Here is a 13,020-nt window from a genome sequence, read left to right as displayed (position 1 = left end):
CGTTCACGCGAGACAGTCTTCTGTTTTATTTTTCCCTAGTAACCGCCAAATCCAGTCTTTTCCTTCGTTTACCTCTGCGATTTCTGTCATCTTCACGCCTGGGATGACCGATGTTGCTATTCCAAGAAAAGCGTGATTTTGAAGCCTTATAATTGGGGTAATGAAGCGTTTTTATGACACTGTATTTTTTTATTGTATATTTTCTTATGCAAACCATTTGAAAAATTATTGGTATGAATTCGCAAACTTAAAAAGTAGCTTGGGGCAGGCCTCACTCATAATTAGCCATATAAAAACAGCGCCGCGGGTGGCGTTTTTCTTTAACAAGAAGAGGCTAGGCTTATGGATACCCCATTTACTCCATCTACATCTAAAAAAAAACTCCCTTCTTTTGTCGAGGCTCGCCTGAATTCGTTTCTGTGCGATATGACAGAACCTTATGAAAACCGACGGCCACTGCCTGTTAGCAGCCGACCCAGAGAGGGAGCCGTAATCATGCAGAGTAATGATTACCTCGCGCTTAGCTTTGATGACGATATTCAAACTGCACATTTGAATGCAATTAAAACGACGAATGAAAACGTCGTGATGTCAGCGGTATTCTTACAAGATGCTGAGCATAAGCCGGAGTTTGAAAAGCGCCTGGCTGAATTTATCGGTATGGATGGGTGTGTGTTATCTCAGTCTGGCTGGGCGGCCAATGTTGGCTTGCTACAAACCATTTGTGAGCCCGGTACCCACGTCTATATCGATTTCTTTGCCCATATGTCATTATGGGAAGGCGCTCGGATAGCAGGAGCTCAAGTTATCCCTTTCATGCACAACAACGTTTCTAATCTCAAGCGGCAAATCAAAAAACATGGTCCCGGCATCATTTTGGTGGATTCGGTTTACAGCACCATCGGTACTGTTGCACCGCTCCCTGCGATCTGTGAATTGGCCAAGACACTGGATTGTGCGCTGGTGGTTGATGAATCACACTCTTTGGGCACTCATGGTCCTGGCGGCTCGGGTCTGATTAACGAAATGGAAGTACGGGATCAGGTAGATTTTGTCACTACCAGCCTTGCCAAAGCATTTGCTTACCGGGCGGGGGCGGTGTTGGGGCCGGACAGTTTGGTGACTGCGTTACCATTTGTTTCTTTCCCGGCCATTTTCAGCTCCACTGTTCTGCCACAGGAAGTGGCAAGGCTTGAAGCAACCCTTGATGTGATCCAAAAAGGCGATGACAAGCGAAGGCGACTTTTTGAAATATCTGATGTTTTGCGTGCGGGGCTGAAAGAGATTGGCTTTAATATCCGCAGTGAATCCCAAATCATCTCTCTGGAGTGTGGTGATGAACAGAATACGGAACATGTCCGGGACTTTCTGGAAAGCAAAGGGGTGTTTGGGGCGGTATTTTGTTCACCGGCAACGCCGAAGAACAAGGCCATTATCCGTTTCTCATTGAATGCAGATATGAGCTACCGGGAGGTGGATCATGTACTGACTGTTTGTCAGGCAGCATACAACCACCCTGATCTTCGTTTCTATTAAGGTATATACCCAAACAGCCTGAAGATACTTAGGGATAAACGATTGAACGAGTATCTGGATGAAGCACTGTCTTGGCAGGGCTTTTTTACGACAGCCAGGCGATGATTTTGTCGCGCAGTTGCTGTTGATCGGAAGGTTTAACCAGAAAGTCAGTCATACCTGATGAGAGAATCTTCTCAAGGGTTGTTTTTGAATTGTCGCCGGTATGGGCAATGATAGGTATATCGGCATAAGCCTGAATGGAATGACGGATGCGACGGGAGGTTTCAAGGCCATCCATCACCGGCATCTCAATGTCCATCAGGATCAAATCAATGTTCTGCCCCCCGTTGGTTAAGGTTTCAATGGCGCAATTTCCATCTGGGCACTGGACCACGTTAAATCCCTGTTTTTCCAAAATAATAGACGTGAATTGGCGCAGTGTTTCGCTGTCATCAACAACCATGATGGTTTGTTTGACAATCGTATTGTTCTGTTTTGGAACGGTAGGTGCTACGGGATCGACTGTGTCAAAAAACAGCTTTTCCATTACAGTAGGGGTATTAAGCCGCCACACCAGCTCTTCTATCCAGATGGGGTTATAAACAGCGTGGGACGCGTGCTGGGTTGGCGGACCATGATGCAGGTAAACCACCTTCGCTTCTGTGAAAGAGAGTAGAGGTTCAATGTGTCCCAGAACATCACCGTTTGCCTTAAGGCTCTCTAAATCAACCACCACTGCATCGTATTCCAAATCAAGCTCATGCTTTTGCAACGCTTGAAGCACACTGATGGTCTGTAGTTTGAACCCCATGACTTTGCTGTTTTTTATGGCACATTGGATAAGATCATTGTCATCGCTGATCATCAGTAACGACTTAAGTTGGATAAGGTTGTGCTTGATATTTTGCACGACAGAGGAGTTCAACGCCGGGAAAGTGAGAGTAAAAGCTGTCCATTCCCCCAGCTTTGACTGACAGCTTATTTCCCCGCCGAAGGAGTGCATGACTTTGCGGCAAAAAGGCAACCCTAACCCAAAGTTTCCGTTTTTACCCGTGGTGTAAAAATCTTCAAAAATCTGATCAAGCATATCATTGGGAATTCCCTGACCATTGTCACGAACAACAATGCAGTTTTCCTTTTCTCCCGGCTCGACGAGGAGGTCAATGTTGAAGTTGTCATTTTTGCGGTGGTAAAACGCGTTTTTGAACAGGTTATAGATGACGTATTTCAGCAGGGTATCACTCCCCAGAAACTCAAAGGTTTTGGTGCTTTGTATTGTGATGGCAGATTTGTCGTCTTTGCTTTTGTACCCGAAGCTGTCGACAGCGTGTTTGAGGATATGCAGGGCTGAATGCTTTTTGAAGGTGGAGCGCGAAACACGGTTTTCATCAATTGAGGTCAACAGTAAGTCAATGGTTTCGTTGCCTGCCCGAATGATATTCATCGCATCGTCACTGATTTTCCTCAGTAATATCACATCCTCTTCGCGCAGTTGGTACATCCGTGCATTGTTGTTAGGAGCAGGGATCGTTGACCGAATAATGTCGATAGAAGAATACACTCCGCTGAGTGGGTTACGCATTTCGTGGGCGATTCCCGCGCCAAATACCTTGGCAATGGACACCTTGGTTTCATGTTCCTGTTGGTTTCGGAAAAAAAACAAATTACCGAACAAATAAATGAAAAGGAAAACTGGCATATAGGTCCAGTCGAGTAAAAATTCCAGCTGGTATCCCTTCGCTATCCAGGCGCAGAATGTAGCTGCAGCAATACCTATGATGGTTTGGGCAAACATCACCCAGGTAATGTGTACCAGAAGAATATGCAGGAATATTGCCGCCATGAAAGAGAGCAACCAAACGGTAGACCAACTGTTCATCAGCAGCATATAGAAAAAGAAGAAGGGCAGGACGACGGTGATGGCAATTTGGTAAAACCAGTGCATATGTTCCTGGAAGCGGGGGCTGAGTTTATCTCTTACCAGAACTGTGATGAAAAACAGGCAACAAAATAGTCGCAATGGCAAATTTTCATAGGCCTGCGGGTAGAGATCACGCCAGATGAAATAGTACGTCGGAAAGCCTATCAACCCCATCCAACCCATAAGAGTCAGGTTTGGCTTTGCGTACTGGTAAACTTTGCGAAATGCCGCTTCCATGCTTTTGATAAATTGCTGCCTTAGTCCAAACGTAAAAAGCCAGCCTGATTAAATGTAATTATTCCTATGGCATTGTTACTGGCGTCTATTACTTTTTGATTCAATTGGAATATGCGGATTTCATTCAAAGAGTTGAAAATGAAATGCGCTTATTTTCATAGTAAAGTTGCGGGAGATGACACTGTTTTCTTCCCGAAACATGAAGGAAAACTTTATACAAACCTGAGCTGCAAAGGTGTCTTATTCTTTGTACAAGGATGACCTTTATTCTCCGTCAGAGAAAATGTGAGGGATAACAGGGAGGTAGAATTGAAAACCCTGACTGAAGATCAGCATATTGATACACCTTAATACTCTCTTTATACCCGTGATCATTGAAGATGCTTGATTTTCATCGGTATGAGGATCATGCTACGCCCCATGAAAGTGACTCTGACCTACAAGCAAAAACATGAACTCGAAAACCAGCACGATAAAACGCGTGATGGTCGAGTGCGTGACCGCATTAAAGCGGTACTGCTTGCTTCTGAAGGTTGGAGTACTGCCATGATTTCCCAAGCCTTGCGTATTCATGAAACCACCGTTCTCCGTCACCTTCACGATTACGCGCAGTCCGAGAAACTCAAACCTGAAAATGGTGGGTCCAGCAGTCGCTTATCGGCTTCACAGACGATGGCGCTCATCGAGCACTTGACAGAGGTGACCTATCACCATACTCACCAGATTGTTGCCTATGTTCTGGCGCAATTCGGCGTCTGCTATACCGTCGCTGGCATGAACAAGTGGCTGCATCACCACGGTTTTAGCTATAAAAAGCCTAAAGGTGTCCCTCACAGGTTTGATGAGGCTAAACAGCAAGAATTTGTCGAAGCCTACAAGGCACTTAAGTCCAGCTGCGGCAAAGAGGAAACTATCCTGTTCATGGATGCGGTTCATCCCACTCAGGCCACCAAACTCTCTCATGGCTGGATACGTACTGGGCAGGACAAAGCGATTGAAACCACGGGAAGCCGCAGTCGCCTCAACATAGTGGGTGCATTAAATCTCTCTGAGATTGGCCGCACTGTTATCGATAATTACGAGAGCATCAACAGCGAAAATATCGTTAGGTTTTTGTGCAAGCTGAGAGAAAGCTACCCACTGACGCATAAGCTCCACCTCATTCTGGATGGTGCAGGGTATCACCGAAGCGACTTAGTAAAAGACGCCGCCTTTGTGCTGAATATCGAGCTTCACTATTTACCGCCCTACAGTCCCAACCTCAATCCGATAGAACGGCTTTGGAAAGTGATGAACGAGCAGGTAAGGAACAATGTCTATTTCAAAAGTAAACGGGATTTTGAAGTGGCTATTGGCCGATTTTTCACTGTGATCCTTCCACAAATCGCAGGCTCTTTAGCGTCTCGTATAAATGATAATTTTCAAGTGCTCAATCCTGCATCTTCAAGTTGAATGGGTATATGAAAACCTCCAACCGAAAGCGCTTATTATTACCCATATCGGTCATGAACAGGATTGCTGGCTGATGGAGAATAACGTGCAAACAGGGGTACTTGCGGGTTATGACGGCATGAAAATATGATGCTTTTCAGTCTCTTTTTATTGCAATATGCCGTTGGTTGTGTTGAGTGGTGATAGTGGTTATTTGAATAATGATCAATTGCTTTCTGTCACAGAAAGATGCCTCATAATTCATGAGGCATCTATATTGAACTGAGTATTTGTATTTAAAGTTTATTACTTAAACACACCAGAATTTTTACAACTTTATGTTATCTGGTGAATTTCAGTATTTTTTGCATCATTGGAGCACGATAAGAGTCTGCTTCTTGCACTAAAGAGTGCAAAGCACCTTCAATCATAATGCCTTTTGCGTTAGATTTTTCTATAAATTCACGGGTTTTTTCATTTTTTACCACGCCATCTTTCCCTGCCATAAAGACTAAGATGTCTATATTTTCGTCTTTTAATTTATCTGCATCTTTTAATGCAAGGTGAGTAGCCTTTTGCGCCTCATGAACCCAGCTAACAGTAGGTGGCATTGTTTTATGCTTATCTCTTACTTTTACGAGTTGATTGTATCTAGGTAATGATTGTGTGTAATCATTGCCATCGTAATAACTGTCTCTATTAGCAATATGTATGGCGTCCAAATTGACTCGACGATCAGTAAATGGCGATATTAGTGTGTTCGTCACAGACTCGGCCGTGTCTAAAATTATATCAGCGACTCTAGCAGCCAAGAGGGATGTATATGAAGCTTTAATTTCAAACAAAGGCGCTATCAAAACCATTTGCTTAACTGCAGGGTCTTTTGGATCTCCCTCGCAATACCGGGTAGCCGTCGTTGCTCCGGTTGAGTGAGCAATAATAGAAACAGACTTATGCTGAACACCAGTAATGTCATTTCTTTGTGCTATAATTTGTGCTAATCCTTTTGTGGTGTCTGAGAAATCTTCTAAATGCCCAGGATGACCAACATCGCCATTACCAGTAAAGCCGACGACGATTACATCTCTATTGGCTGCATTCAATTCGGAAACCATTTCCATGTAATTTTCCATCGGCTCCCCTCTTCCTGGGGCGATAACAACAAGAGGATGATGCTCACCCCTACTGCTTGCTGCTTTCACAACGTGATAGGCGGTATCAACACCATCTACGGTAACCTTCCCTCTAGTGCCAGAATCCCATAGCTTTTGTGCTTGAGCATCTTTACCTCGAGCTACTCTAGATTGGTATCTTGCTTCGGTATTTATCTTTCTGGCGAGAGTTAGATCTAATTTTTCTGCTTTTGTTAATTCTTTCTCATACTTTGTATATGTTTGATTTATTAAATTTCTTATTTTAAAATCATTTTCCCTTCCGCCATCATTGTTATTAAATAAAGCCTCTTGTAACAGCTTAGCCTTGAGCTTTGGGTCTGCCGTTGACTCAGCTTCTTTGAATGAGCATTGTGAATATTCCTTCCTGGCTTCCAATAATTTTTTCAATTCAGGGCTTGATGCATCAACATTTTCAGGTACTGCGGCTAGGGCATCTTTAATTTTTTGTCTTTCTTCTGAGCATAATAGCTTATTAATAGTTTCTTGATTGGATGACTTTTTTGAGTTTACACTTGTTACTGGTAGGGTGTTATGAGTTATTATTGGTAAAGTACTGTAAAGAGATGCGGCTGTCGCTACTGGTGTTGTAATCGTTGCTGTTGCTAATGAAGGCATTTTTTATACTCGGTGATGTTTAAATGAACCTTAAAAATACATTGATTTTAAAGGATCTTATTCATGAAAAAACATGATTTGAATTCCCATGATAAATTATGATTTTTGAAGAGGCGTGAAAATTCCCGTCAATAATGATAGAGGTGGGATTGTTAAGCACAATGGGTGTTGAGTTTTTATCTTTGGGAGGAAAAGTTAAGGAAAGTAAACAGTCAGTTGGGTACATTTAGGTTAATTTATGTTTAAGATCACATTAAAAGATAAAAGTGAACGGAGAGCACATGCCATTATTCAACAGTAAAGCAGTTGGCAGTTACACTACAACAAATATGGGTGTAACTAGTTGTGTAGCGACATCCTCATTGGAATTGAAAAAAATAAAACACACCAGAGAGAAACCAAGAGTTAGCATGCCTGGTTATAGCTTAACCGCTACCCGGAGATTAACTCAAAAAATAGAACACCACAGGAAACAAATACAGCTTTCCAATGAAGATTTAAACAGCATGAGGTTTATGGATGGAGGGGTGAATAAAGATAAAAACCTTGATAGCGGTGTACTATGTGCAAAAACAAAAACAGGGCAGCAGGATTTTATCAAAGAGGAAGGGTTAGCACTCTATTGTGAAGATAAGCTTGACTTGAAGAATATTGTGTCTCTACAAACAAAAGAAGGCCTCCCTGAAGGTCTAATGCAGTCAGGTAAGTATGCAACATTTGCGGTGTATGACAGCAGTATAAAAACGAGCATGTTGTCTGATGTTTTATCATCAGGGGTGAGCATGGAGCAATGTCAGTCATTAGCACGTCAGCTTGTGGATATTTTAAAAACACTCTATGTAAATAAAGTGTCGCATAATGATTTGCACAAAGAAAACATACTGATCCTGCAAGAAAAAGACCAAAAAACTATGTTAATGAAAATTATTGATTTTGGGCGTGCGCAGGCAGGTAAAAGATTCGAAAAAGTCAGATTTAAGGATATTGATTATGTATTTTGTTGCAAAGGAAACTCACCTATAGAAACGGTTGCTCGAAATGTACTCGTTCCATCTATGGCATCAATGAACTACCAGCCTGCTGTGGCGATCAAACAAAAACATAAGCCTTTACACAGCATTATCAAAACGTGTAGAAATACTAACGTGAGTATTGAAACCTCTCTTAACACTATAGGTATGCAACTTAAAGGAGAGCTAATGATGAACCCGGACAAGGTAAGTGCCTTTGATGAGGCCAAAGAGGCGGTCTGTCAGTTAATTTATCAAGCTTTTGGAAACGTCGAACAATAATAAAGGCATAGACAAGAGGTGCAAAGGCTTTGATGGCACCTCAAGGAAAATAGCCACGAAATACGAAGGTTTACAAAAGAAAAACCCGCTATAAAGAAGCGGGGTTAGTCAGGCAACGTGAAGGGAGCCAATAGGCTCCCTGTTAAGTTAGTTTGTTTCTGTGCGGTGAGTGACTGAATCAATCGACAGCGGATCGCGTGTCGGCTTCGGAAGTTTCAGTGCTTTCACTGCATCAATACCTTGTTTAGTAACACCGCCATCGTATTGTGGGGTATCAACACCTGGCAAGATATTGGCAACAACACCAGGGTTCCAGGCTTGGAAGAACTCTGTCAAATCTGTTTGTGCAGCGTAAGATGCACACAACATCAGCGAATCGCTCTTACCCAGTCCTGTGTTGTAACACTTGTTATCACCTTTCAGGTTTACACCTTGTTCAGATTCATTCCGTGTGAGGCGGTGCATCAGTTTAAACAAGTTAAACCCGTTCATATCTGGACGATCAGATGCTGAATAGAACGCTGGGATCTCGCTTTCTGAATACCAGTCAGAGAGATCAAACTCTGTGTCTGCCCATTCTTTCAGCTGTGCAAACATCACCAGACGTTCACCTGCACCGCCCGCACCCCAGGCATGGCCGTTCTCTGCTTTGACAAAATCAGGCGCGATTCGAATATCATGTTCTACGCGTGCCATGTAGCCAAGGTATTTTTGCTGCATGTAAAGTCCCACAAGGTTGTTGGCGACTTCTGTTGCACCTTCTACAGTGAATGGCGCTTCAGCAGCATTGTGGCCCACTTCGTGCCAGATCAGCCAATCGTTCAATGGTACGGTTGGGATGTTTTGACTGTTCGGGTTGAATGAACCATTCATCACCGGATAGCCAGAGTGGGCTGCACCAATACTGATTGCCACATCGTTAACAAAGGCATGACGGTTATTCGGTCTGTCTGCGTGCGTAAATGCCTTGTTAGCTTTCCCCTCTTTCCCTTCGTCACGCGCATAGAACTCGTTCAAATCACTGGCGAAGGTATCAAGATCCTGTGCAAATTTCTGAATACCGCCTTCGATGTTTGACGCCATCAGGTTGGCTTTCGGTGCCGAGTAAATAAAGGCGCCGGATACCACATCACCGATAGGGGCTGGAGAGCTGGCATCGTTAATCCACATCCCTTTTTTACTGTCGTACAAAGGTGCATCAACCGTGCCTGTGAACGTGATGTTGACGTTATTGCTACCGCCGCCCTGCACGTAAATCAGGCCACCATATGGAACGGTGAATGTTTTATGTTCATTTGCAGCTACAGTAAAGCTCTTTTGCATGCGAGGAGGACGTTTTAGCGCCAGCTCATGTTTTTCACGGCCTGTCAGGTCGTCATGCAAGCCAACCGTCACCGTTACTGGTGAGGTGTTTCCAGAGACTGACACAGTGAAAGGTTGATGCGCGACTGCCCACTGGCCCGTTGCCTGACGGTTGCCTGCAAAGTAAGCGGCCGTATTGTTAGTCATATCCAGTGTTATCGATGCGCCACCTTTTTTGTTGCCGATCGGCTCGCCCGGGAATTGACGAATATCGACTTTAACATCGTAATCCCAGTATGAACGGCCCAGCATCAGACGGGTCAGCGGCTTCTCCATATAGTTGAGCGGATAGCTCGGGTTCATGTACCCAGCATAGTCACCTTGCTCAGGTCCGTAGACCATGTTCAGCTTAACAAGCTGTGTGCCCAACTCTGCAGGGCAGGTTGTGCCCTCTGCACCATTATTCTGGGTGTAACAGTTCATAAACTCGGTATAGCGCTTAAAGCCGAGTTCGTCTTCAAGGCCTTCTTCATAGCGATAATCCAGATCGTTCCACAGCCACACAGACATATTGCTGTAGATACGGTTTAAATCAACGCTGCTTAGACGCTCACCTTCTTTACCTTTAGTGCGGAAATAGCGTTCATGTTGATACAAGCGCTCGATATTGGTACCGAGGTCGGCCGCTTTTATCATCGCTTTCGCTTCTTCACTGCCCAGATCGAGTTTGGTGTAGATAGGGCGATACATTCCGCCTGTTAATGGAATGAGATTACCTGGACGGTACTCAAGGCAGTTAATTTCGTAATGATAATCAGGCAGCTTACACAGTTCATAAGTGCGTTTACCATCAACTTCAAATTTTGAAAGCAGATCATCAATGGCTTTACGCAGGCCTTTCGTATCAACAACAGGGTAGCCGTTGGCGTAGTCCACCTTGCCGTGTTTGTCACGGACGAAGTAATCCTCTTCCCGGATATACGCTTTATGAGTCACTGACTCACCTTTATCATTTAGCTCAGTATACTGAGCAACTTCCAGGCTCGGCTTGTCGTCCGGTTTATTTTGTTCGATGTAATCCCACGTTACATTGCCGTCTTTGTCAATGTTATACGGTGGTTTGGGCTGTTTTCCTTCACCACCTTCAACGGCAGGGTAGCGTTCAATAACATAGAAACCAAACTCGCGCTGTGCACGTATTCTGTCGGCATATCCGTTATTTGGACCGTTTCCATTTGGCACCACGGATTCACCCATGCCAAATGCAATGCCTGCGGCATCTAACAGACGGCCGAGTTCACCTGCGTTATTGGTTCTGCGAACAGTTTCCATGACCAAAATACTGCCACCCTTGTTGACGTAGTCAATCAGGGCATTGACATCGTCTTGTGTCAGTTTTGGACGTGATGTGTTTGCTGTATGAGGTGGCAAATACGGGTCATGCGTCCAGCCGTTGTATTCAAACCCGTTCAGGATCAACAGCGGGAACTCTTTTGGATCGACACCCGTGAAGCTAGAAAGCTGGTGCGTTTCAACATTGAAGACATCATGAATTTTATATTCCATCTGATGCCCGAGTACTTGTCCACCACGGGAAAAGTACACATGCGGAATGTTGGTACCCACTTTTATCTTCTGGCTAATGATGCCTTGGTTTGCATCCTTATTGGTCAGATAGCGAATCACGTTATGGAAAAAGTTCTCCATGTCTTTGCCATCTTTGCCATCAGTACATGCCGTTGTTCCGCCATTCCAGGAGTAGTTATCCGGGCACACAAGGATAGAGTTGTAACGCGCATTGCCCATTACCATCACTTTTCCTTTACCCAGTTCACCAATGCTGACAAAAGGCAGGCCAAAGGTCGCGGTATTTGCCCCAGCCAGCTCCGGCTTCACCTTAGAGGGGGCTTCTGTGATATATGCCAGACCGCGTTCGTCATAGGCTTTGGGCTGGCCAAATGGGATCCAGTAATTCTGGTCATTGCGTGCCATCATCACAGGGAAAGCGCGGTTAGAGATATTCACAGCCGCTTGTCCACGTGCTTCACCCACACTGCCGTAGAAGTTGGTTGCGTCAGTGAAAACGTGGAATTTGTCGACCGGCTTCCAGCCTTGGCTCACGGCCTCATTGATGCCCCACAGTTTATTGATGTCAGCCTGAATGTTTGAGGTATCTGACGATGCGGTATGTACAACCGGTTCTGAGAAGAAACGCGTTTGATCGGTTTTGCCACAAGAGTTGCCACAAATTGCCTGATCGATTTGGGCGGCAATACCACTCTTAAACTGGTTTTCAAATTCAGCAGGAACTGTTTGTGTTGTACCGTTACCCAAAGAAAGTTCGGTGTCTTTGTCGCTCAGTGACAATGAAATGGCTTCATTGATCACGTTCGGGTACTGGGCAAAAACATTCTCTACTTTGTCAGTAATTGTCAGGCGGCCGTTCGCATTCTCTGCATAACGTTTGACTAACGCTTCTGCATTGCGGCCACGTTGTTCCTCGCCAAGGTCAGTCAGGGTAAAGGCAGTTTTATTGCCCCGGAAGCTACCGAGTTCGAAAGTGTCGATACCAAAAGAAATGGTGTCGCCCCAGACAAATTCGAATTCACCATTTTCATTGGTTTTCCCGCGGGAGGCACGGCTGAAATATGACAACCCTTTAACAGGGATCCCGGCAGAATCAGTAATGACCGCTTTCGACAAAATGGTTTCAGTCGGTTTGTATTGATAGGCCTCTTCCGCATTAGCGGCAACGAACTTGGCGTTGAGATCTGTTGATGTGCCAGGTGTCACCTCAGGCTTAATGTCCGGAACGTGTGTACTTGGCAGCTTATCCGTCAGGTTTTCTTCCGCAGGCTTGCCTTCCAGCAGTTTGTCGAATTCTTCCTTAGACAGGCTCAAGTCATTCTCATACATGGCCGAGAAAGCCAGTTTATCCTGTGTTCTCGACAACTGGATATCGATTTGATTGCCGTGAGCGGGTGCAACTGCTTTAAGCAGCGCAGTGGCGTTACGCAATTTATCTGGCTGATCTTGGAACTCAACAGCATTAGCCAGCGTAAGACGCTCACGTTTGGTCTCTTCACCGGTGAGCAAAGATGCATCGTTGTGTATGCTGTCAAATGATGCGAGCAGAGTGCTCTCGTAATAACAGGTAATTGCTTCTTCAGCGAAAACTTCGAATTGGTTTGCGGGTGCGCCATTACATGTTACAGAGGGGCCAAACACGAGGTTACCATCAAGAGAGAATTCACCAGGAATCTTGTTATTGGGATTGCCCCCATTACCTCCCCCAGGGATCTCGGGCGTGCCTGTTTCAGGAAATACGAAATTTACATCTTCGTTGTTGCAGCCAGAAAGAGCAGCAACGATTAAAACGGAAAGGAGTTTCTTTCTAACCATTCATGTACTCTCAAGCCTTAAGGCATTAATTACTTAGCTTTTAAATAAAATGTGACTCGTAAAAAGCGGCCTTTTTGTACAGAAAAACGCGGATAAATGCGAGAAAAAAATGACATTAATCTCAAAA

General features: G+C 44.6%; 6 protein-coding genes. 3 read left to right on the top strand and 3 right to left on the bottom strand.

Annotated elements, in window-relative coordinates; translation table 11 throughout:
• Positions 1-342 precede the first annotated feature (342 nt).
• Entirely contained in the window at positions 343-1,536 is a 1,194-nt protein-coding gene (gene cqsA, locus AC6IB1_RS02315; protein ID WP_497566183.1) for an alpha-hydroxyketone-type quorum-sensing autoinducer synthase, read from the top strand.
• Positions 1,537-1,621: 85 nt separating this feature from the next.
• On the opposite strand, the gene AC6IB1_RS02310 is transcribed toward cqsA, so the two are convergent.
• Complete coding sequence (locus AC6IB1_RS02310) at positions 1,622-3,676, bottom strand: response regulator (RefSeq protein ID WP_497566182.1); 2,055 nt, start codon at positions 3,674-3,676, stop codon at positions 1,622-1,624.
• Positions 3,677-4,096: 420 nt separating this feature from the next.
• On the opposite strand from AC6IB1_RS02310, the gene AC6IB1_RS02305 reads away from it, so the two are divergent.
• The gene (locus AC6IB1_RS02305; protein WP_497566181.1) at positions 4,097-5,128 is read left to right on the top strand and encodes an IS630 family transposase; all 1,032 of its coding nucleotides are present in this window, start codon (positions 4,097-4,099) and stop codon (positions 5,126-5,128) included.
• A 320-nt stretch (positions 5,129-5,448) separates the two neighbouring features.
• Here AC6IB1_RS02305 and AC6IB1_RS02300 read toward each other — a convergent pair whose 3' ends face one another.
• Positions 5,449-6,897 carry an alpha/beta fold hydrolase gene (locus tag AC6IB1_RS02300; RefSeq protein ID WP_497566180.1) on the bottom strand — a complete coding sequence of 483 codons (1,449 nt, stop codon included), beginning with the start codon at positions 6,895-6,897 and terminating at the stop codon, positions 5,449-5,451.
• 281 nt (positions 6,898-7,178) lie between these two features.
• On the opposite strand from AC6IB1_RS02300, the gene AC6IB1_RS02295 reads away from it, so the two are divergent.
• The gene (locus tag AC6IB1_RS02295) at positions 7,179-8,189 is read left to right on the top strand and encodes a protein kinase domain-containing protein (RefSeq protein ID WP_497566179.1); all 1,011 of its coding nucleotides are present in this window, start codon (positions 7,179-7,181) and stop codon (positions 8,187-8,189) included.
• A 147-nt stretch (positions 8,190-8,336) separates the two neighbouring features.
• Here AC6IB1_RS02295 and AC6IB1_RS02290 read toward each other — a convergent pair whose 3' ends face one another.
• Positions 8,337-12,893: an SslE/AcfD family lipoprotein zinc metalloprotease gene (locus AC6IB1_RS02290; RefSeq protein ID WP_497566178.1), complete on the bottom strand. Its 4,557-nt coding sequence runs from the start codon at positions 12,891-12,893 to the stop codon at positions 8,337-8,339.
• Between the last annotated feature and the right edge of the window lie 127 nt (positions 12,894-13,020).

Source organism: Grimontia sp. THUN1695, from assembly GCF_059704325.2.
The sequence above is the reverse complement of the archived record's forward strand: the minus strand, read 5'-3'. Positions and strand labels throughout refer to the sequence as shown.